The 20,402-nt window shown below is 74.3% G+C and carries 17 protein-coding genes, 1 tRNA gene and 1 other RNA gene; 6 read left to right on the top strand and 13 right to left on the bottom strand.

Going from position 1 to position 20,402, the window contains the following annotated elements; genetic code table 11:
* Window positions 1-34 precede the first annotated feature (34 nt).
* Entirely contained in the window at window positions 35-1,030 is a 996-nt protein-coding gene (locus ACFVXG_RS11325; protein WP_387926437.1) for a NaeI family type II restriction endonuclease, read from the top strand.
* A gap of 43 nt (window positions 1,031-1,073) precedes the next feature.
* Here the strand turns inward: ACFVXG_RS11325 and ACFVXG_RS11320 are convergent, their stop codons facing one another.
* Complete coding sequence (locus ACFVXG_RS11320) at window positions 1,074-3,875, bottom strand: ATP-binding protein (RefSeq protein ID WP_387926436.1); 2,802 nt, start codon at window positions 3,873-3,875, stop codon at window positions 1,074-1,076.
* A gap of 177 nt (window positions 3,876-4,052) precedes the next feature.
* Here ACFVXG_RS11320 and ACFVXG_RS11315 point away from each other — a divergent pair, with 177 nt between their 5' ends.
* From ACFVXG_RS11315 to ACFVXG_RS11305, 3 genes are all read left to right on the top strand, one after another.
* On the top strand, window positions 4,053-4,430 hold the full coding sequence (locus tag ACFVXG_RS11315) for a nuclear transport factor 2 family protein (RefSeq protein WP_387926435.1): 378 nt from the start codon (window positions 4,053-4,055) through the stop codon (window positions 4,428-4,430).
* A 139-nt stretch (window positions 4,431-4,569) separates the two neighbouring features.
* On the top strand, window positions 4,570-6,021 hold the full coding sequence (locus ACFVXG_RS11310; protein ID WP_387926433.1) for an MFS transporter: 1,452 nt from the start codon (window positions 4,570-4,572) through the stop codon (window positions 6,019-6,021).
* Between the two features lie 144 nt (window positions 6,022-6,165).
* Complete coding sequence (locus ACFVXG_RS11305; RefSeq protein WP_387926431.1) at window positions 6,166-8,022, top strand: S9 family peptidase; 1,857 nt, start codon at window positions 6,166-6,168, stop codon at window positions 8,020-8,022.
* A 280-nt stretch (window positions 8,023-8,302) separates the two neighbouring features.
* Here ACFVXG_RS11305 and ACFVXG_RS11300 read toward each other — a convergent pair whose 3' ends face one another.
* From ACFVXG_RS11300 to ffs, 11 genes are all read right to left on the bottom strand, one after another.
* A complete protein-coding gene (locus ACFVXG_RS11300; protein WP_387926429.1) occupies window positions 8,303-8,494 on the bottom strand; it encodes a hypothetical protein in 192 nt (63 codons plus the stop codon).
* A gap of 286 nt (window positions 8,495-8,780) precedes the next feature.
* Entirely contained in the window at window positions 8,781-9,572 is a 792-nt protein-coding gene (locus ACFVXG_RS11295) for an SURF1 family protein (RefSeq protein WP_387926427.1), read from the bottom strand.
* Window positions 9,573-9,657: 85 nt separating this feature from the next.
* On the bottom strand, window positions 9,658-10,824 hold the full coding sequence (locus ACFVXG_RS11290) for a hypothetical protein (RefSeq protein ID WP_387926425.1): 1,167 nt from the start codon (window positions 10,822-10,824) through the stop codon (window positions 9,658-9,660).
* Entirely contained in the window at window positions 10,817-11,362 is a 546-nt protein-coding gene (locus ACFVXG_RS11285) for a SigE family RNA polymerase sigma factor (protein WP_350506293.1), read from the bottom strand. The genes ACFVXG_RS11290 and ACFVXG_RS11285 overlap by 8 nt, the downstream gene beginning before the upstream one ends.
* 273 nt (window positions 11,363-11,635) lie before the next feature.
* The gene (locus ACFVXG_RS11280; protein ID WP_387926423.1) at window positions 11,636-12,697 is read right to left on the bottom strand and encodes an aspartate-semialdehyde dehydrogenase; all 1,062 of its coding nucleotides are present in this window, start codon (window positions 12,695-12,697) and stop codon (window positions 11,636-11,638) included.
* A gap of 28 nt (window positions 12,698-12,725) precedes the next feature.
* Complete coding sequence (locus ACFVXG_RS11275) at window positions 12,726-14,006, bottom strand: aspartate kinase (protein WP_387926421.1); 1,281 nt, start codon at window positions 14,004-14,006, stop codon at window positions 12,726-12,728.
* Window positions 14,007-14,325: 319 nt separating this feature from the next.
* Window positions 14,326-15,036 carry a DUF5063 domain-containing protein gene (locus tag ACFVXG_RS11270; RefSeq protein WP_387926419.1) on the bottom strand — a complete coding sequence of 237 codons (711 nt, stop codon included), beginning with the start codon at window positions 15,034-15,036 and terminating at the stop codon, window positions 14,326-14,328.
* Entirely contained in the window at window positions 15,029-15,628 is a 600-nt protein-coding gene (gene recR / locus ACFVXG_RS11265) for a recombination mediator RecR (RefSeq protein ID WP_030392621.1), read from the bottom strand. The genes ACFVXG_RS11270 and recR overlap by 8 nt, the downstream gene beginning before the upstream one ends.
* A 228-nt stretch (window positions 15,629-15,856) precedes the next feature.
* The gene (locus ACFVXG_RS11260; RefSeq protein WP_360227091.1) at window positions 15,857-16,198 is read right to left on the bottom strand and encodes a YbaB/EbfC family nucleoid-associated protein; all 342 of its coding nucleotides are present in this window, start codon (window positions 16,196-16,198) and stop codon (window positions 15,857-15,859) included.
* Window positions 16,199-16,302: 104 nt separating this feature from the next.
* Entirely contained in the window at window positions 16,303-18,471 is a 2,169-nt protein-coding gene (locus ACFVXG_RS11255) for a DNA polymerase III subunit gamma and tau (RefSeq protein WP_387926417.1), read from the bottom strand.
* Window positions 18,472-18,563: 92 nt separating this feature from the next.
* An RNA gene (gene ffs, locus ACFVXG_RS11250) (signal recognition particle sRNA small type) lies at window positions 18,564-18,654 on the bottom strand.
* A gap of 111 nt (window positions 18,655-18,765) precedes the next feature.
* On the opposite strand from ffs, the gene ACFVXG_RS11245 reads away from it, so the two are divergent.
* Window positions 18,766-18,850, top strand: a tRNA-Ser gene (locus tag ACFVXG_RS11245).
* An 88-nt stretch (window positions 18,851-18,938) separates the two neighbouring features.
* Here ACFVXG_RS11245 and ACFVXG_RS11240 read toward each other — a convergent pair.
* Complete coding sequence (locus ACFVXG_RS11240) at window positions 18,939-19,496, bottom strand: ester cyclase (protein WP_387926415.1); 558 nt, start codon at window positions 19,494-19,496, stop codon at window positions 18,939-18,941.
* A 106-nt stretch (window positions 19,497-19,602) separates the two neighbouring features.
* Here ACFVXG_RS11240 and ACFVXG_RS11235 point away from each other — a divergent pair, with 106 nt between their 5' ends.
* The gene (locus ACFVXG_RS11235) at window positions 19,603-20,217 is read left to right on the top strand and encodes a TetR/AcrR family transcriptional regulator (protein WP_387926413.1); all 615 of its coding nucleotides are present in this window, start codon (window positions 19,603-19,605) and stop codon (window positions 20,215-20,217) included.
* Window positions 20,218-20,402 lie beyond the last annotated feature (185 nt).

Raw genomic sequence — 20,402 nt, 5'->3', positions numbered from 1 at the left:
TGACAACACGGTTCGTGCCCCATATTGTCGATCCGTGACCTACGAAGCACCGCTCTTCACCATCCCGTCCGACGGCACCCCCTGCCCGGATCACCCCGACGACCCTGGTCTGACCGCCGTCGAGAAGTGGTTGCTCGACCAGCGGGACCACCGCAGGCGCTTCGGGCAGGTGTTCCGCAGGGCCATCGACGAGGTCCTGGACGGACAACGCACGGGCCGGTACGACCTCTACATCAAAGAGGGCCTGGGCCGGGTCGAGAGCACCGAGAAGACGTATCTCGGCACCAAGGTGGAGATCGTCACCCGGGCCGAGTTCGACCTCGGCTACGGAAGCCCCATGGACTACGTCATCGCCGGTCAGCACGTCGACGCGAAGTTCACCGTGGGCGGCAACTGGATGATCCCGAAGGAGGCCATGCACCACATCTGCCTCCTGATGCGCGCCGACGACCGAACCGGGGCCTTCCAGGTGGGGATACTCCGGATAAAGCCGGACGTCCTCACCGCCGGACCGAACGGCGATCAGAAGAGAAGTGTCTCGGCCGCGGGCAAGACCAGGATCCGCTGGATCGTCCAGGACGGCGAACTGCCGGACAACCTCCTGCTCCGCCTTCAAAAGACCGAACCCGAGACCGTCCGGGACATCTTCCGGGCCTCTGACGACTACCGCGGCTCCGGCAATGGCGGCCAGCTGCGCGTCAACGAACTCTTCCGCCGGGTACGGGGGCGAGTCGTCGACCGCACCACCGTGGTCACCGTCGCCACTCAGCACGACGGTCTCAAGCGGGCACGCGACGCACGCAAACACCTCGGGCCGGAGGGCATCATCGTGATCGGTCATCTGAAGCCCTACCCCCAGATCGCGGAACAACTGGGCCTGCCCGTCCCGGAGAAGGGCTCCTTCGTATCGGTGAAGCTCACCGAGCTGGACGAGCACAGCACCCGTCGGTCGACCGTCATCGACGGCGTCCGGTACGGGATCTGGGCCGAGGGCGACCCGACCTGTGAAGCCCCTGGGATCAAGGGATAGAGCCCGGATTCCGGTGGCCTCGGCCGGGGTGGGCGGGGGACGGTCAGAGGGTGGTGGGGAGGGCGGTGCGGGAGGTGATGCCCAGTTTGGGGTAGGCCTTGTAGAGGTGGTGGGCGATGGTGCGGGGGCTGAGGAAGAGTTGGGCGGCGATGTCGCGGTTGGTGAGGCCCTGGGCGGCGAGGCGGGCGATCTGGAGTTCCTGAGGGGTCAGGGAGTTCGGGAGGGCCGGGGAGGCTTCGGGGTTGGGGGCGGGGGTGCCGGTGGCGGAGAGTTCGGTGCGGGCGCGGGTGGACCAGGGGTGGGCCGCGAGGCGGTCGAAGGTTTCCAGGGCGGCCGTGAGGTGGGGGCGGGCGTCGGTGCGGCGGCGGGTGCGGCGGAGCCACTCACCGTAGAGCAGGGCCGTGCGGGCCTGTTCGAAGGGGCGGTGGGTGGTGGCGTGCAGGTCGAGGGCGGCGCGGTAGGCGGCTTCGGCGAGTTCGTCGGGGCCGAGGAGGGCCTGGCAGCGCAGGCGTAGCGCCTCGGCCCAGGGGCGGTCGGCGGCGGCGGTCCAGCGGGCGAAGCGTTCGTAGGCTTCGGCGGCGCGGTCCGGGGTGCCCAGGCGGACGGCGGCCTCGACCAGGTCGGGGACGGCGCGGGTGGCGCTGACGTGGTGGCGCTGCGGGCCGGTGGTGAGGGCGTGGAGGCGGTCGGCGGCGCCGGCGGCGCGGCCCTGGCCGAGGTCGAGCAGGGCGAGGGCCCAGTGGGCCCAGGGGCGGCCGGCGGCCGGGGCGGCGGTCTGCGGGCCGGTGGTGGCGAGGGCGGTGGTGGCCAGTTCGGTGCAGCGTTCGGTGCGGCCGTCGAGGGCGGCCGAGTAGGCGAGCAGGGCGCTGAGTTGGCTGACCCACTGGTGCTGGCCGGTGTCCTGGGCGAGGGCGAGGGCCTCGGTGGCGGTGAGTTCGGCGTCGGCGTGGCGGCCGTGGAAGAGCTCGGCTTCGGCGAGGAAGAACTGCAGGGTGGGCATCACGCCGAGGGTGCCCTTGGCGCGGGCTTCGGCGACGAGTTCGCCACCGAGGTCGACGGTCTCCTCGTCGCGGCCGAGGATGAGGGTGGCGCCGCAGAGTTGGACCAGGTCGGCGGGGCTCTCGGCGCCCGCCCGGCGGGCGGCTTCGACGGCCTCCCGGGCGGGGGGCAGTGCGGCGGCGGGCCGGCCGAGGGCCGGGAGGACGGCGGCGGGCAGGTAGCGGGCGAGCGGGGCGACGGGGTCGTCGGCGGCGAGCGGGAGGGCGGCGAGCCGGTCGAGCACCTCGGCCACCGGCTCCTCCCCCGCGTACCAGGCGGCGTGGAAGGCCTGGAACAGCATCCGGGCGGCGTGAGCGGGTTCGACGGCCTCGGCAGCGGCGGCCGCTTCGTCGGAGCCGAGCGCGAGGGCGGCGTCGAGCAGCAGCCGGTGGGCGGTCGGGTAGGAGCCGCGCCAGAAGTGCGCGGTGGCCCGGACGTGGTCCAGCAGGGCGTGCGCGAGGACGCTGTCGGTGCGGCCGGCGGCCTCGTCGGCGAGCGCCTCGGCGCGCGTCAACTCGCCTTCCTCGGTGGCGGCTTCGGCGGCCAGGACGAGACGGCGGGTGGCGGCGTCGCGGTCGGGGGTGAGCCGGGCGGCGCGTTCGTACGCGGCGGCGCCGCCGTGGCCGCCGCGCCGACCGGTGCGGACGGCGGTGCGTTCCAGCGCGTCGGCGAGGGCGGCGTCGGGGGCGGTGGCGGCGAGGGCGAGGTGCCAGGTGCGGCGGTCGCCGTCCGGGAGCGCCCCGGCGACGGCCCGGTGGACGGTCAGCCGCTGGTGGTGCGGGGCGCGCTGCAGGATCGCGGAGCGCAGCAGCGGGTGGCGGAAGGCGATCCGGCGGTCGGGGGTGACCGTGACCAGGCCGGATTCCTCGGCGGGGGCGAGGTGTTCGGCGCCGACGCCGAGCGCGGCGGCGGCGGGCAGCAGGACGTCCAGTTCGCCGCTCTCCTCGGCGGCGGCCACCAGCAGCAGGGTCTGGGTGGCCGGGGGCAGGCCGGTGACCTGGCCGTGGAAGGCGATCAGCAGGCGGCTGGTGAGCGGCAGTCCGCCCGCGGTGTGCGCCTGCGGGCCGGTGGCGACGGGGAGTTCGGTGAGGGCGAGCGGGTTCCCGGCGGCTTCGGCGAGCAGGCGGTCGCGGACGGCGGCGGGCAGGTCGGGGCCGGCCCGCTCGGTCAGCAGCCGGGTGGCGTCGGCTTCGGCGAGGCCGGTCACCCACACCTCGGGCAGGCCGAGTTGGCGCTCGGCGGGGGCGCCGGGCTCGGTGCGGGCGGCGAGCAGCAGGGCCACCCCTTCGGCCTGGAGACGGCGGGCGGCGAGCAGCAGGGCGTCCAGGGAGGCCCGGTCCAGCCACTGGACGTCGTCGAGCACGCACAGGAGGGGCCGGTCGGCGGCGAGTTCGGCGAGCAGTCCGAGGGTGGCGAGGCCGACCAGCAGCCGGTCGGCGGGGGCGGTGGCCAGTGCTACGGGCGGTGCCGCGGCCGACGGTGCCGCGGCCGGATCCACCGGTGCGTCGCCGAGGCCGAACGCCGCCTCCAGGGCGCGCCGTTGCGGACCGGGCAGGACGTCCAGCCGGTCCAGGCCGGGGGCCAGCAGCAGGCTCAGCCCGGCGAAGGGCAGTTCGGCCTCGTACTCGACGCCGGACGCCCGGATCACCCGGAAGGCCGTCCCGGCCCGGGCGACGGCGTCGTCCAACAGGGCGGTCTTGCCGATACCCGCCTCGCCGCGGAGCAGCAGCGCCCCGGCCCCGCCGTCCCGTGCCTGCGCCAACAGGGCGTCCACGGCGGCCTGTTCGTGTTCCCTCCCGAAGAGCATGCCCCGACCCTATCGAGCCGGCCGCCGGCACTCCGGCACAACGGCTGCGCAACCGGCCGCGGATACCTACGCACCCCCATGCCTATCCGTGACTGATTCGCTCCCGGCGGCCCTTCCCTACCTTTGTGAGCAGCGGGAACGACCCGCCAACGGCCCACCGGAACACGGGAGATGACCATGACCGAGATCACCATCGCCGCCCTCCAGCAGCTCGCCGAGCGCTACCTGGCGGTCTGGAACGAGACCGACCCGGCCGCCCGCCGCAAGCTGATCGACGAGGTGTGGGCCGAGGACGGCCGCTACACCGACCCGCTGGCCGCCGTGGCCGGCCGGGACGCGATCGACGCGCTGATCGGCGCGGCCCAGGCCCAGTTCCCGGGGCTGGAGTTCACCCTCGGCCCGGTGGACGCCCACCACGACATCGCCCGGTTCACCTGGAACCTCGGCCCGGCCGGCGCCGAGCCGGTGGTGATCGGCTTCGACGTGCTGGCGGCCACCCCGGAGGGCCGGATCGGCACCGTGCACGGGTTCCTGGACCGCGTGCCGGGCGCCTGAGCCCGGGACGGACGTCCGTACCACGCGGACGTCCGGACCAAACGGCCCGAGCGCCGGACGGACCGATTCCCGGGGCGCCGCACCCCCACGGCGGCGCCCCGCCCCCCTGCGGGGCGAGACCGAGAGAGGAGAGCCCGAGATGAGCACCACGCTGAAAGCCCGCACCGAAGCCCCCGTCCCGGCCGCCCCGTCGACCCCGGCGGCCACCGCCCCCAGGGGCCTGCTGCCGGTGGTCCTGACCGCCACCTTCATGACCGCCCTGGACACCTTCGTCGTCAACGTCGCCGTCCCCTCCGTCCAGGCCGATCTGGGCGCCGGCCCGGCGGTCGTCCAGTGGGTGATGGCCGGGTTCGGCCTGGCCCTCGCCGCCGGACTGGTCACCGCCGGCCGGCTCGGCGACCGGTACGGCCGCCGCCGGGTGTTCGCGCTCGGCCTGGCCCTGTTCACCCTCGCCTCGGCGGGCTGCGGCCTCGCCCCCACCGCCGCCGCGCTGGTCGGCGCCCGGGTGGCGCAGGGCCTGGCGGCCGCACTGATGGGTCCGCAGGTGCTGGCGATCCTGCGGACGGCGTTCAGCGGCACCGCGCAGGCCCGGGCCTTCGCCCGGTACGGGCTGACGATGGGCGTCGGCGCGGTGTTCGGCCAGCTGATCGGCGGGCTGCTGATCCGCGCGGACCTTCTCGGCCTGGGCTGGCGCAGCTGCTTCCTGATCAACCTGCCGATCGGCCTGGCCGCGCTGGCCGCCGTCCGCCGCTGCCTGCCGGAGTCGCGGGCGCCGCAGCGGCCGGGGCTGGACCCGGTCGGGGTGCTGCTGGTGACCGTCGGGCTGACCGCCCTGGTGCTGCCGCTGATCCAGGGCCCGGGCCTCGGCTGGCCGTTGTGGACGGTGCTCTGCCTGGTCGCCGCGGTCGCCGTGCTGGCCGGGTTCGCCGTCCACCAGCACCGCAGCACCACCTCCGCTGCTGCCACCGGCACCACCACCGGCACCCCGCTGGTCGACACCCGGCTGTTCCGCAGCCGCGCCTTCGGCACCGGGCTGCTCGCCCAGCTGGTCTTCTGGCTCGGCCAGGCCTCGTTCTTCCTGGTGCTCGCCCTGCACCTGCAGCTGGGCCGCGGGCTGGACGCGCTCGGCGCCGGGCTGGTGTTCACCGCGATCGGCCTCGGCTACCTGCTGACCTCGAACGCCACCCACCGGGTCACCGCACGCCTCGGCGAGCCGCGCACGATCACCGTCGGCGGGCTGCTGATGGCCGTCGGGCTGGGCCTGCTCGCGCTCGCCGCCCACACCGCCGCGGACAGCAGCGTCTGGTGGCTGGCGCCCGGGCTGTTCGTGGACGGCCTCGGCATGGGCCTGGTGATCGCGCCGGTCACCACCGTCGCCCTGGCGGCCGTCGAGCCGCAGCTGGCCGGTGCGGCGGCCGGGGTGGTGGCCACCGTGCAGCAGGTCGGCGGCGCCGTCGGGATCGCCTTGATCGGCCTGGTCTACTACGGCGCCGGCGACCCGACCACGGCCTTCGTTCGCAGCGTCGCGGTGCTGGCGGTGCTGGAGCTGGTGCTGGTGGGCCTGGTCCGGCTGGTGCCGCGCCGTTCGTGAAGACCGCAGAACGCTGCGGGGACACCGCACCGGCCAGGTGGAACGCCGTAGGAATGCCGCAGGAGGACCGCAGGAACACGGGCGGGCGGGGTGAACCCCGCCCGCCCGTTCCGTTCCCTCCCCCCGATCGGGTTGGATGGTCGGATGAGCGAGGAGAAGAGCGCCGTACCGGCGTGGGAGCAGCGGTTCAGGGCGGCCCGGGTGTCGCTGCCCGACTGGGCCGAGGACGCCCCCGACCGGGCGCTGTACGTGTCCAACGCGACCGGCACCTACGAGGTCTACGCCTGGGACCGCGCCACCGGCACCCACCGCCGGGTCACCGACCGGCCGAACGGCACCACCGACGCCGAGCTGTCCCCGGACGGGGACTGGGTCTGGTGGTTCGACGACCACGACGGCGACGAGTTCGGCGTCTGGCGCCGCCAGCCCTTCGCCGGCGGCCCGGACGAGGAGGCCGTGCCCGGCCTCGCCCCCTCCTACTCGGCCGGTCTGGCCCTGGGCCGCGACGGCACGGTGGTCGTCGGCCGTTCCACCGACGAGGACGGCACCACCCTGCACCTGCGCCGCCCGGGCGCGGCCGAGCCGGTCGAGATCTACCGGCACGAGGAGTACGGCGGCATCGGCGACCTCAGCCACGACGCCACCCTGCTCGCCATCGACCACACCGAGCACGGCGACGCGATGCACTCCGCCCTCCGGGTGGTCCGGCTGACCGACGGCGGCGTCGAGACCGTCGCCGAGCTGGACGAGGTCACCGGCCGGGACGAGCCGCGCGGCGTCGCCTGCCTGGGCTTCGCCCCGGTCGAGGGCGACACCCGGATGCTGGTCGCGCACCAGCGCACCGGCCGCTGGGAGCCGATGATCTGGGACGTCGCCACCGGCGCCGAGACCGCCCTCCCGCTGCGCGACGAGCAGGGCCGCGAACTGCCCGGCGACGTCTCCGCGCAGTGGCGCCCCGGCGCCCGGGCGCTGCTGGTCGAGCACGAGTACGAGGCCCGCAGCGAGCTGTTCACGTACGAGCTCACGACCGGCCGGCTGACCCGGCTGGAGACCCCGCGCGGCACCGTCGGCGGCGCCACCGCCCGCCCGGACGGCACCGTCGAGTACCTGTGGTCCTCGGCCGCCGAGCCCTCCGCCGTCCGCTCCACCGCCGGTGCGGTCGTGCTGCGGGCGCCCGGCCAGGTGCCGCCCGGCTCCGTCCCGGTCGAGGACGTCTGGGTGGACGGGCCCGGCGGGCGGGTGCACGCCCTGGTGCAGCGCCCGACGACGGCCGGCCCGGGCCCGTACCCGACGGTCTTCGAGGTCCACGGCGGCCCGACCCACCACGACAGCGACTCCTTCGCGGCCGGACCGGCCGCCTGGCTGGACCACGGCTTCGCGGTGGTCCGGGTCAACTACCGCGGCTCGACCGGCTACGGCCAGGCCTGGACGGACGCGCTGCACGAGCGGGTCGGCCTGATCGAGCTGGAGGACATCGCGGCCGTCCGGGAGTGGGCCGTCGCCGGCGGCCTCGCCGACCCGCGGCGACTGGTGCTCACCGGCGGCAGCTGGGGCGGCTACCTGACCCTGCTCGGCCTGGGCGTGCAGCCCGACAGCTGGTCGCTGGGCGTCGCCGCCGTACCGGTCGCGGACTACCCCACCGCGTACGCCGACGAGATGGAGGCGCTGAAGTCGCTCGACCGCACGCTCTTCGGCGGCACCCCCGAGGAGGTGCCGGAGCGCTTCACGGCCTCCTCGCCGCTGACCTACGTCGAGCAGGTGCGGGTGCCGGTGTACATCAGCGCCGGGGTCAACGACCCGCGCTGCCCGATCCGGCAGATCGAGAACTACGTCGAGCGCCTGGAGCAGCTCGGCAAGCCGCACGAGGTGTACCGGTACGACGCCGGGCACGGCTCGCTGGTGGTGGAGGAGCGGATCCGGCAGCTGCGGCTGGAGATCGACTTCGTCCGTCGGCACCTCGGGGTTCCGGGCGACGGCGACAGCACCGGAGGGGCTGGGTGAGACGTCCGCTGACGCTCGCGGGGGCGGCGCTGGCCGGGGTGCTGGCGCTCAGCGGCTGCTCGGGCTCGCACGGCGACGAGGTGGCCTGCCCGGCTCCGGCCGTGCCGGGGGCGGGCAGCCCGTCGGCGGCCGTGCCGACGGCCGGGGTTCCGACGGCGACCGCTCCGGCCCCGGCTTCACCGGCTCCGCCCGCGCCCACCAAGCCGGCGACCCGGGCGAGCGCACCGGGGGCCGGGGCCGGGGCCGGGTCGGGAGCCGGGTCGGTGGTCCTCCGGGCCTCCTACGCGCCGGGCTCGGAGGAGGACACGGCCGAGCGCGGGTCCGGCGGGTCGCACGGGTCCGGTGGATCGGGCGGGTCGCACGGGTCCAGCGGGTCCAGCGGGTCCAGCGGGTCCAAGGGCTCGGGTTCCAAGGGCTCGTCCGGATCGTCCGGCTCCAGCGGCTCCAACGGTTCGAAGGGCGGTCGCACCACGCACCACCACATCGACCACTACGGCCCGAACAACGGGGCGGCCGGCCACGGCCGCTGCCGCGGCGGGAGCGCGCCGGTGAACGAGGATACCGCGACGCCGTTCGGCAGCGGAGGCGACTGGTCGACCCCTTCGGGGACCCCGACCGGCCGGACCCCGACCGGCCAGTCCCCGGCCGCACCAGCACCGACCGGACCGGCACCGAGCGCCCCGGCCCCGACCGCACCGCTCAAGCCGACCCCGACGCCCGGTAAGCCGACCCGCTGACCCGCTGACCGACCGAGCGGCTCAGTCCAGGACCGGGTCCAGCCCGAGGGCCCGGTCCTGCTCCGCCTCCGCCTCCCGGCGCACCAGGCGGAACCACATGAAGACCACGAAGCCGCCGAAGACGAACCACTCCAGGGTGTAGCCCAGGTTCTGGAAGGCCCGCAGGGTGAGACCGTCCCCGCCCTGCGGCTGCACGGTCGGCACGGCGGTGAGCCCGGCGGGCACCTGGTCGGCGGACACCCAGCCGTCGTACCAGCCGTCGTACTCCAGCACGTTCAGCAGCGAGGCCCGGTTGATCATGCCGAGCTGTCCGGCGGGCAGGCCGCCCGCGACTGCGCCGTTGCTGCCCACCGATTCGTTGGCCTGCAGCCGCCCGGTGACCGTCACCGGCCCGCCGGGTGCCGCCTCGGCCGCGGGGACGGTGCCGGACGGGTTGCCGGGCGCCCAGCCCCGCACCACGGCGACGGCGTGTCCGTCGGCGGTGCGCAGCGGGGTGAGCACGTAGTAGCCCTGCTTGCCGTCCAACACCCGGTTGGGGACGAGGAGTTGGTGCTCCGTGTCGTAGTCCCCGGTGACCGTGACGGGCTTGCCGACGGTCTCCGTGGTCACCTGCGGGGAGGTCGGGCCGAGCAGCGCGTCGATCGGGCGGGCTTCACCCGAAGCGGTGAGCGACTGCTTGGTCTCCTGGTGGGTGGAGACGCGGTCCTCGAACCGGCCGAGCTGCCAGGAACCCAGCCATACGCACACCGCCACGGCGGCCACGGCCAGGGCGGTGCCGCCCAGCCAGCGCGGAGTCAGGAGGAACCGGTACACACCCCCCACGGTAACCACTCCTCACACCGTGCCGGACCACAGGGTCCGCCCCGGCCCGCAGGGGCGACGGACGCACGCCGCCCGTTCACCCCGCCGCGGGCGTCCCCGAGGGCTGGGCCGCGGACCCGCCCGACGGCTGCACCCCGCCCCGGTAGAGCGTCCCCCCGCACCCGACCGGCAGCGAGGCCGTGGCGGCCGCCGGGCTGCCGGGGGCGGGGGTGTGGGCGATGGTGGCGGTGGGCGCCGGGCCGGTGGGGTTGCCGCTCGGGGTGGCGGTCGGGCTCGGTGCCGGGGTGGGCCCGGAGGTGGGCGTGGAGCTGGCCTGCGAGTTGGAGCTCGGCGCCGCCGAGGCGCCGGTGCCGGAGGCCGGGGCGTCGGCGGAGGCGCCGGCGGGGGCCTGGGTGGTCAGGGACACCTGGTTGACGCCGGCGGTCGGCGCGGGGCTGGCACCGCCGGAGGAGCCGCAGACCTGGTCCGGGATCCACGCGAACGGCACCTTGTACCCGGCCAGCGGGGCGAGCACCGGCGGTTCGGCGTCCATCGCGGGCAGGTTGCCGGCCGGGTCGCCCGGGGCGTGGTCGGCGGAGCGGACCTTGTTGCGGTCGGTGCCGTTGACGCCGGTGACGGCCACCGCGCCCGGACCGCCGAGGCGGCAGCTGCGGCCGGAGACGTTGTACACCGTGAAGGAGCCGTAGATCCGGCCCTGGGCGTCCGCCGAGCCGACCTGGGCGCTGCCCTGGCCGAGGTCCGTGCGGGTGCACAGCGGGACGATCCCGCCGTCCCCGGTGCCGGGGGTCCCGGTGGGGGTGGCGGTGCCGGGGCGGGTGGCGTCCGCGCCGGGGCTCGGCGAGGCGCTGCCGGAGCCCGTCGGGGGCGCGCTGCCCGCGCCGCCGGGGCCGGGGTGCGGGCCCGAGCCGGTGGCGCCGCCGCCGATCGCGCTGCCGGAGGGTGCCGCGAGGGTGGCGCCGTTGGCCTCGGCCGAGCCGGGCCCGCCGGACAGTCCGAGGCGGTCGCCCTCGTGCAGGACGGGCAGGGCGATCGCGACCGCCAGGGCCAGCGCCGCCGCGCCCGTCCAGGCCCCGCGCCGGGCGGCCCGCCGCCGGGGTACGGCCTGCCGGATCCGCGGCAGGGCCCCGATTCCGGGCTGGATCCGGTCCACCGCGTGGTGCATGAGCTCGCGCAGCGCCCGTTCCTCGGAGGAGAGGTCCGGGACGTCGTCGTCCCCGGGCCGCTGCCGGGCCGCGTCAGCCATGTCCGGCCTCCATCTGGACCCGGAGGGCGGCGAGTCCGCGCGAGCCGTACGCCTTCACCGAACCGAGTGAGATGCCCAGGGTCTCGGCCACCTGCGCCTCCGTCATGTCCACGAAGTAACGCAGCACCAGAACCTCCCGCTGACGCCGTTGCAGACCCTTCAGCGCGGCCTTCAGCTGGTCGCGCTCCAGGGCATCGTAGGCACCTTCTTCTGCACTGGCCATGTCAGGCATCGGCTTGGGCAGCAGTCGCAGGCCGAGGATCCGGCGGCGCAGCGTGGAGCGCGAGAGGTTGACCACCGTCTGCCGCAGGTAGGCCAGGGTCTTCTCGGGTTCGCGCACCCGGCGCCGGGCGGCGTGCACCCGGATGAAGGCCTCCTGCACGACGTCCTCACACGTGGAGAGGTCGTCCAGGAGCAGCGCGGCAAGGCGCAGCAGGGAGCGGTAGTGCGCCTGGTAGGTCTCGGTGAGCAGGTCCTCGCTGGTACCCGCGTCGGTACCGGCACCGGAGTCCGCCGCACCGGGTGCGGCCGCCGTCATCTGGTCGTCTTCCGGCCTACTCGAAGACCACGGGGAACGCACCGGGAAGGCCGTCACGGCTCTCGCCCCGACGCCCGCCCTTGCCCCCACCATCACGTTCGCCACGCCCGTTGGACACTCGATCCCCTGTCATGGTTGCCCATCCCGGGGGCCATTCTTCCGCATCGGCGGAAGAGGCCTCCAGGGGATTCCCACGGGATTCCGGACAGATTGTGTCGAGGAGCGGACACAGGTCCGGACAACAAGGGGCACAAGGGACCCTCTTGCCCCGCCCTACTCCTGCCCGACCGTCAGCTCACCGGCCACCAGCTCGGCGAGCTGCAGCAGGTTGAGCGCGGCCCCCTTGCGCAGGTTGTCGCCGCACAGGAAGAGGTCGAGCGCGTCCGGCTCGTCCAGTGCCCGGCGCACCCGCCCGACCCAGACCGGGTCGGTGCCGACCGCGTCGTTCGGGGTGGGGAACTCCCCCTCCGCCGGGTCGTCGTAGAGGACCACGCCGGGCGTCTCGCGCAGGATGTCCTGCGCGTGCTCCTGGCTGACCTCGCGTTCGAAGCGGGCGTGCACGGCGAGCGCGTGGGTGCGGACCACCGGGATGCGCACGCAGGTCGCGGAGACCCGCAGGGCGGGCAGGCCGAGGACCTTGCGGGCCTCGTCGCGCAGGCCGAGCTCCTGGGCGGACCAGCCGCCGTCCCGCAGACCGCCGGTCCAGGGCACGGCGTTGAGGGCGAGCGGGGCCGCGAACGGACCCTCGTCGGCGATCACCGCGCGCAGGTCGCCGGTCTGCCGGCCGACCTCGGTGCCGGCCACCAGGGCGGTCTGCTCGCGCAGCGCCGCCGTGCCCGCCCGGCCCTCGCCGCTGGCGGCCTGGTAGGTGGCCACCACCAACTGCTCCAGCCCGTACTCGGCGTGCAGCGCGCCGACCGCCGTGACCAGCGCCAGCGTGGGGCCGGCCGGACTGGCCACGATCCCGCGCGGACGGATCCGCAGCGCGGACGCGTTCACCTCGGGGACGACCAGCGGCACGTCCCCGGCAGTACGGAAGGCGGCCGAGTCGTCGACCACCACCACGCCCTTGGCCGCCGCGATCGGCGCCCACTGGGCGGAGACCTCGTCCGGGACGGCGAACACGGCGACGTCGATCCCGGCGAAGGCCTCCTCGGCCAGCGGGACCACCTCGACCGGCACCCCGCGCACGACCGGCGTGCGGCCGGCCGAGCGCGGGGAGGCGACGAGTCGGACCTCGCCCCAGACGTCCTGACGGAGCGAGAGCAGGCCGAGCAGCACCTCGCCGACCGCGCCGGTGGCGCCGACGACGGCGAGGTTCGGGCGCCGGGTCACCTGCCCGTGCCCCCGCCCGGCTCCCGGGTCATCGACCGGTGCCGCCGTAGACGACGGCTTCGTCGCTCTCGCTGTCCAGCCCGAAGGCGCTGTGCACGGCGCGGACCGCCTCCGGCACGTCGTCGGCGCGGGTGACCACCGAGATGCGGATCTCCGAGGTGGAGATCAGCTCGATGTTGACGCCCGCGGCGGAGAGCGCCTCGAAGAAGGTCGCGGTGACGCCCGGGTTGGAGCGCATGCCGGCGCCGACCAGCGAGATCTTGCCGATCGCGTCGTCGTAGCGCAGCGACTCGTAGCCGATGCCCTCCTTGACCCGGCCGAGCGCGTCGATGGCCTTCTGGCCCTCGGTCTTCGGCAGGGTGAAGGAGATGTCGGTCAGGCCGGTCGACGCGGCGGAGACGTTCTGCACCACCATGTCGATGTTGACCTCGGCGTCGGCGATGGCACGGAAGATGCGCGCCGCCTCGCCCGGCTTGTCGGGCACGCCGACGACCGTGACCTTGGCTTCGGAGGTGTCGTGGGCGACCCCGGAGATGATGGCCTGCTCCATCTCGCCCCCTTCGGGCTTGTTCGGGTTGTCGTTGCTGACGATCGTCCCGGGAAGACCCGAGAAGGACGAGCGTACGTGAATCGGGATGTTGTAGCGCCGCGCGTACTCGACACAGCGGTCGAGCAGCACCTTGGAACCCGACGAGGCCAGCTCCAGCATGTCCTCGTACGCGATCCAGTCGATCTTGCGCGCCTTCTTCACCACGCGCGGGTCGGCGGTGAACACGCCGTCCACGTCGGTGTAGATCTCGCAGACCTCGGCCCGGAGCGCGGCGGCCAGCGCGACGGCGGTGGTGTCCGAACCGCCGCGGCCCAGCGTGGTGATGTCCTTGCTGCTCTGGGACACGCCCTGGAAGCCGGCCACGATCGCGATGTTGCCCTCGTCCAGGGCGGTGCGGATGCGACCCGGCGTCACGTCGATGATGCGCGCCTTGTTGTGGACGGAGTCCGTGATGACGCCGGCCTGACTCCCCGTGAAGGACTGGGCCTCGTGACCCAGGGATTTGATCGCCATGGCCAGCAGCGCCATGGAGATGCGCTCTCCAGCGGTCAGCAGCATGTCGAACTCACGGCCGGCAGGAAGCGGTGACACCTGCTCCGCGAGTTCGATGAGCTCGTCCGTCGTGTCGCCCATCGCGGACACCACGACGACGACCTCATGGCCGGCCTTCTTGGCGTCAACGATTCGGCGGGCAACGCGCTTGATGCCTTCGGCATCCGCAACGGATGAGCCGCCGTACTTCTGCACGACAAGGCCCACGTGCGCTCCTCGACTAGTGTCGTTTTCCGGGGGCGCCAGGCCCCCGTACCCCCCGGTGGAAAGGGGGGTGCGGTCCGCGCCAGTCTACCGAGCAGGGGTGCTCCGACCGGCGCCTTCCATATGATGAGACGGCTGTTTCAGCACGTGGGCGGCGGTGCGGGCGGCGGCACCGGCAGGTCTGCGGGGCATCGGGCGCCGTTCCGAAGAATCCTCGGACGAACGCCGGGCACCGCGGCCGGATTTCTTTTCCGGCGGGATCGCTGAGGCATTCGTCACAATCCCCGGCGGCCTGCCCACTTACCGGCTACGGGCTACCGGCTTATCGGCCGAGGCCGAGCTCAGCCGCCATCAGGTCGCCCGCCTGCTGCTCCAGCTGCTCGTCGGTGAGCCCGTCGTCGTCGGTGTCCGCGCCGTCCGGCGCCGCACCGATCGGGCTGTCCAGCCGGACGTGGGCGATCAGCGACTGCAGCGCCCGCAGCACCGCCGTGCAGGTCGTGCCCCAGTTGGAGAGGTACGAGAACTGCCACCACCACAGCGCCTCGCTGACCCGGCCCTCGCGGTAGTGGGTCAGGCCGTGCTGGAGCTCGCTGACCACGCCGGCCAGGTCGTCCGAGATCCGGAAGGCGTTCGGCTTCTCCGGCGGACCGTACGGGTCGAAGACCTCGTGGTAGACGTCGATCGGCGCGAGCAGCCCGGCGAGGCGCTCGCGCAGCTGCTCGCCGTCCGGCTCCGGCCCGGCGTCGGGCTCGAAGCGGTCCTCCGGGACGACGTCCTCGATGGCGCCCAGCCGGCCGCCGGCCAGCAGCAGCTGCGAGACCTCCAGGAGCAGCAGCGAGACCGCGCTGCCCGGTTCGTCGCCCTTGGCGACCTCGGTGACGGCGAGCACGAAGCTCTCCACCGAGTCGGCGATCTGCACGGCGAAGTCGTCCGGCTCGGAGCCGTGGCCGTGGGTGTGCGGGGCGAGCGCCTCGGGCTCCGGCTGGGGCTGCGGGTCGCCGTGGGGCTGCTGGTTGATCGTCCGGTCAGACATCGAGCAGTCGTCTCCCTTCGAAGGCGCGGCCGAGGGTGACTTCGTCCGCGTACTCCAGGTCCCCGCCGACGGGCAGTCCGCTCGCCAGCCGGGTCACCTTCAGGCCCATCGGCTTGCAGAGCCGGGCCAGATAGGTGGCGGTCGCCTCCCCCTCCAGGTTGGGGTCGGTGGCCAGGATCAGCTCGGTGACCGTGCCGTCCGCGAGGCGCGCGAGCAGCTCGCGGATGCGCAGGTCGTCCGGGCCGACGCCCTCGATGGGGCTGATCGCGCCGCCCAGCACGTGGTAGCGGCCGCGGAACTCACGGGTGCGCTCGATGGCGACGACGTCCTTGGGCTCCTCGACCACGCAGATGACGGCGAGGTCGCGCCGCGGGTCCAGGCAGACCCGGCACTGCTCGGCCTCCGCGACATTGCCGCAGACCGCGCAGAAGCGGACCTTGTCCTTGACCTCCAGCAGCGCGTGCGCGAGGCGGCGCACGTCGACCGGGTCGGCCTGCAGCACGTGGAAGGCGATCCGCTGGGCGCTCTTGGGCCCGACGCCGGGCAGCCTGCCCAGTTCGTCGATCAGGTCCTGAACCACGCCCTCGTACAACGTCGCGCCTTCCCTCGGATGGTCCGGTGGTGCTCCTGGTCGGAGGTGCTCCGGTGCCATCATCCAACGAATCGGGCGTCGGACACACCGCCCGACGCCCGACTCCCACAGAAATCACATGATTCCAAGGTCTGAACGCCAGACCGTTGGACTCCACGGCGGGGCCCCGGACCCGGGCCCTGCCGGCCCGGACCCGGTACTGGACCGGGTGCTGGACCGGACCGGGTACTAGAAGGGCAGGCCGGGGATGCCGCCGCCGCCCAGGCCCTGGGTCAGCGGGCCCATCCGCTCGGCCTGCATCTTCTGGGCCGCCTGGTTGGCGTCCCGCACGGCGGCCAGGACCAGGTCCGCCAGGGTCTCGGTGTCCTCCGGGTCGACGGCGGCCGGGGCGATGGTCAGCGCCACCAGCTCACCCGAGCCCGTCACCGTGGCCTCGACCAGGCCGCCGCCCGCCGTGCCGTTCACCTTCGCCTCGGCCAGCTCCTGCTGGGCCTTCGCGAGCTCCTCCTGCATCTTCTGCGCCTGCTTGAGCAGCTGCTGCATGTTGGGCTGACCACCACCGGGGAACACGGCTCACTCCTTGCTGTCACGCGGTAATTCGTTCGTCACCGTTGAGCCTACGGGCCCCGGGCGGATGCTGTGGCCCCCTGCCGTGGCCCCGCTCCCGGGGGTGCTCAGTTGCCGCGGTGGTGGATCTCCTCCAGCACCGTGGCGCCCAGTTCGCGGATGATCAGCTCCTGGCCGGAGAACGCCTCCTCGTTGAGGTCCGGGTCGTCCTCCTCCGGGATGTCGTCCTCCGGGGCCACCGACTGCACCGGGCGGGCCGGGGGCGCCGCCACGGGCGGCGGGGCCTGCACCGGGGCGGGCGCCTGCACCTGCGGCTGGGGCGGCGACTGGACCGGGGCCGGGGCCTGCATCTGCGGCGGGGCCTGCACCGGGGCGGGGGCGGCCATCGGCGGCGCGGCGGCCGCCGGACGGGCCGGGGCACCCCAGCCGCCGCCGGCCGGGGCGGCCGCGGCCGGAGCCGCGCCCACGCCACCGGAGGGGTCGACGATGCACTCGATCCGCCAGTCCACGCCCAGCGCGTCGGACAGCGCCTGGCGCAGCACGTCGTCGCTGTTGCTGCCGACGAAGCTGTCCCGGGCACCCGCGTTGATGAACGAGACCTGGAGCGTGCTGCCGTCGAACCCGGCCACCTGGCCGTTCTGGCTGAGCAGGATCCAGGTGAAGCGGCGGCGGTTCTTCACCGCCTCCAGGATCTGCGGCCACAGCTGCCGGACCTGCCCGGCGCCCTGCTGCGCGGCCGCGGACGGCTGGCCGCCGGGCGCGGCGGCGGGGGCCGGGGTCGGGGCCGACTGGACCGGGGTCGGCGCGGGCTGCGGGGCGGCCTGCGGCTGGGGCGCGGGGGTGGCGGGGGCAGCGGCGGGGGCCGGTGCGCCGCCGGCGGGCGGGAAGCTGCGCGCGATCGGCCAGGCGCCCGGGGCGGGCCCGGCCGGGGCCGGGGCCTGCACGGGGGCGGGGGCGGGGGCCGCCGCGACCGGCGCGGCGACGGGTGCGGGCGCCGGGGCGGGCACCTCCACCGGCGGGGCGGCCTGGGGGACCGCCGTCATCGCTGGAGCCGTCATCGCCGGGGCCATCGGGGCTGCCATCGGGGCCATCCCGGCCGGAGCCGCGAACCCGCCCGCCGCCGCCCGGCGCTCCAGCTTGTCCAGCCGCGCCTGCAGCGACAGCTCGTCGCTGTACGCGCCCGGCAGCATCACCCGGGCGCAGATCAGCTCCAGCTGGAGCCGCGGCGCCGCGTTGCCGCGCATCTCGGTCAGCCCGGTGTTGACGATGTCGGCGGCCCGGCTCAGCTCGGCCGCGCCGAAGGCGTCCGCCTGGGCCTGCATCACCGCGACCCGGTCCGCCGGGGCGTCGATCAGCCCCTTCTCCCCCGCCTCCGGCACGGTGGCGAGGATCACCAGGTCGCGCAGCCGCTCCAGCAGGTCGGTGACGAAGCGGCGCGGGTCGTGCCCGCCCTCGACCACCCGGTCGATCACCTGGAACACCGTCGCCCCGTCCTGCGCGGCGAAGGCGTCCACCACCTCGTCGAGCAGCGCCGAGTCGGTGTACCCGAGCAGCGACGTCGCCATCTGGTACGTCACGCCGCCCTCGGCGGCACCGGCCAGCAGCTGGTCCATGACCGACATCGAGTCACGCACCGAGCCCGCGCCGGCCCGTACGACCAGCGGGAACACCGGGTCCTCGACCTGGATGCCCTCGCGGCCGCAGACCTCCGCCAGGTAGTCGCGCAGCGTGCCGGGCGGGACCAGCCGGAACGGGTAGTGGTGGGTGCGGGACCGGATCGTCCCGATCACCTTCTCCGGCTCGGTGGTCGCGAAGATGAACTTGAGGTGCTCCGGCGGCTCCTCGACCACCTTGAGCAGCGCGTTGAACCCGGCCGAGGTCACCATGTGCGCCTCGTCCAGGATGAAGATCTTGTACCGGCTGTGCACCGGCGCGAAGAAGGCCCGCTCGCGCAGCTCGCGCGCGTCGTCCACACCACCGTGCGAGGCGGCGTCGATCTCGATCACGTCGATCGAGCCGGGCCCGCCGGTCGCGAGGTCCCGACAGGACTGGCACTCCCCGCAGGGCGTCGGCGTCGGCCCCTGTTCGCAGTTGAGGCAACGGGCCAGGATGCGCGCGCTCGTCGTCTTGCCACAGCCGCGCGGCCCGCTGAACAGGTACGCGTGGTTGACCCTGTTGTTGCGCAGGGCCTGCTGGAGCGGGGCGGTCACGTGCTCCTGCCCGATGACCTCCGCGAAGGTCTCGGGGCGGTAGCGGCGGTACAGGGCTAGGGACACACCACCGACGATATCGGGACGGACGGACAAACGCGTCGCCCCTTCCCTCCGGGCCCCCGCTCTCCCCGAGGCCCGCACGGCCCCGGGAACGCAAAGACCCCTCGTGCACCCGCCAGAGCCCTCCTACCCTTGCTGCCTTCCGGCCCTGGGGGGGTTCAGAGAGATGACGCCACACGAGGGGCTGACCCCCACAGTACCGGATCCCGGCCCCGACGATCCACAGGCCACCCCCTCCCCTCGGCCTGCGGGATAGCTGGTCGCGAGCACCCCGAAACATGTACTAAGCTCTCCCACGGAGGATTCGCCTAGAGGCCTAGGGCGCACGCTTGGAAAGCGTGTTGGGAGCAATCCCTCACGAGTTCGAATCTCGTATCCTCCGCCTTCACGAAGGCCCCGACCGGTTCGCCGGTCGGGGCCTTCGTCGTTTCCCGGTGCGTTCCCGGTGCGGCGCCCGGTCCCGGTGGGGGTCAGGTCCGGGCGGTGGCTGCCGCGCGGGTGGCGGCTTCGGCGACGGTGGCGGCGGCGTGGGCGGCGCGGCCGGTCGTGCGCCAGTCGTCGATGAGCCGGAGGGTGGGGGCGGGGGGTAGGAGTCCGAGCTGTCCGAGGAGGGTGACGTCGTCGCGGACGGCCTCGTGCCGGACGACCTTGCCGTCCCGCAGGTGCAGGACGTGGACCTGTTCGGAATCGATCTCGGCCCCGGTGGGCGGGATGACCTGGTCGAGCTCGCCGTCCCGGTAGCGGATGAAGGGGCCGGTGTGCCGGCCCTTCATGTGCAGCCGTATCCACACCCGGTCGCCGTCGCGGACCAGGTCGGTGACGGGGAAGCTCAGGTCGGCGAAGGCCGAGCGCAGCCACGCGCCCGAGGCCAGGGCGCCGGCCGGCCCGGGGATCGAGCAGGCCTCGGGGGAGACGACCGCCTCGCGGTTGGTGAAGTCCTCGTGCACGGCCGCTGCGGCCAGTGCCGCGTCCCCGGTCGCCAGGACCGTGAAGAGTCCGCGGGCCGCGTCCTCGGCTGACATTCCCATCGGTTCGGTTCCTCTCGTGCATGGGGCGGGTCGCCGCCCTGACCGACATTCAGGTTACACAGAACCTATTGAATAGGTCGAGCACTTCCTCGACTAGGCTGCCCCCATGCCGACCAAACGCAAGTACGTCTCGCCCCGGCGGGAGCAGGCCGCGGCCGAGACGCGCGCGCAGATCCTCCAGGCGGCGACCCGGCTGTTCGCCGAGCGTGGCTACGGGCGGGTGACCGTCGCGGACATCGCGGCGGAGGCGGGCGTCTCCTCGAAGGCCGTCTTCGCGAGCGCCGGGAGCAAGGGCGACATCCTCAACGAGATCGTCGACACGGCCGTCCGGGCCGCGGGCGACGAGCAGGCGGTGCGCGCCGTGCTCGCCGAGCGGGACCCGGAGTCCGCGCTGGGCGCGCTGGCCCGCGGCACCCGGGCGGGGAACGAGGGCCTGTTCACCGTCCACGAGGCGATCCACAAGGCGCTGCCGTCGCACGAGGACGGCGAGGCCCTGTGGGAGCGCGCCACCGCCGACTACCGCGCCGCCCTCCGCACCGCCGCGCACCACCTGCACACCCTGGCGCCCACCGGCCGGCCGGAGGAGGAGACGGCGGACCTCCTGTGGTTCTGGTTCGGCCCGGGCGGCTGGCGCACCCTGGTCGCCGAGAACGGCTGGTCCTGGGACCGCGCCGAAGCCTTCCTCCTCCGCACCGCCGTCGCGACCCTGCGGACACCGTGATCCGAGGGAGTCGGACGCGACGGAACTCCGGTGATCGATCGAGTAGTTGAGGATCGGGCAGGCCGATTCGGGGACCGCGCTCTCCAGGGGCCTGGCGAAGCAGGTCGCGAGCCGGTCACGGACGCCCTGCGGTGACTCGTGCAGGGCCGGGACGGCGGGTGGCGGATGATGGGGAGGAGCGCGGG

The sequence above is a fragment of the Kitasatospora sp. NPDC058162 genome (assembly GCF_042884005.1).
In the GTDB taxonomy this organism is placed as follows: domain Bacteria; phylum Actinomycetota; class Actinomycetes; order Streptomycetales; family Streptomycetaceae; genus Kitasatospora.
This window is presented reverse-complemented; position numbering and strand designations above follow the sequence as displayed.

Bases quoted from the DNA above. Each gene is read 5' to 3' on its own strand.
- ACFVXG_RS11320 (WP_387926436.1), bottom strand. From the start codon at position 3,875: ATGCTCTTCGGGAGGGAACACGAACAGGCCGCCGTGGACGCCCTGTTG.
- ACFVXG_RS11315 (WP_387926435.1), top strand. From the start codon at position 4,053: ATGACCGAGATCACCATCGCCGCCCTCCAGCAGCTCGCCGAGCGCTAC.
- ACFVXG_RS11310 (WP_387926433.1), top strand. From the start codon at position 4,570: ATGAGCACCACGCTGAAAGCCCGCACCGAAGCCCCCGTCCCGGCCGCC.
- ACFVXG_RS11305 (WP_387926431.1), top strand. From the start codon at position 6,166: ATGAGCGAGGAGAAGAGCGCCGTACCGGCGTGGGAGCAGCGGTTCAGG.
- ACFVXG_RS11290 (WP_387926425.1), bottom strand. From the start codon at position 10,824: ATGGCTGACGCGGCCCGGCAGCGGCCCGGGGACGACGACGTCCCGGAC.
- ACFVXG_RS11285 (WP_350506293.1), bottom strand. From the start codon at position 11,362: ATGACGGCGGCCGCACCCGGTGCGGCGGACTCCGGTGCCGGTACCGAC.
- ACFVXG_RS11270 (WP_387926419.1), bottom strand. From the start codon at position 15,036: ATGTCTGACCGGACGATCAACCAGCAGCCCCACGGCGACCCGCAGCCC.
- ACFVXG_RS11240 (WP_387926415.1), bottom strand. From the start codon at position 19,496: ATGGGAATGTCAGCCGAGGACGCGGCCCGCGGACTCTTCACGGTCCTG.
- ACFVXG_RS11235 (WP_387926413.1), top strand. From the start codon at position 19,603: ATGCCGACCAAACGCAAGTACGTCTCGCCCCGGCGGGAGCAGGCCGCG.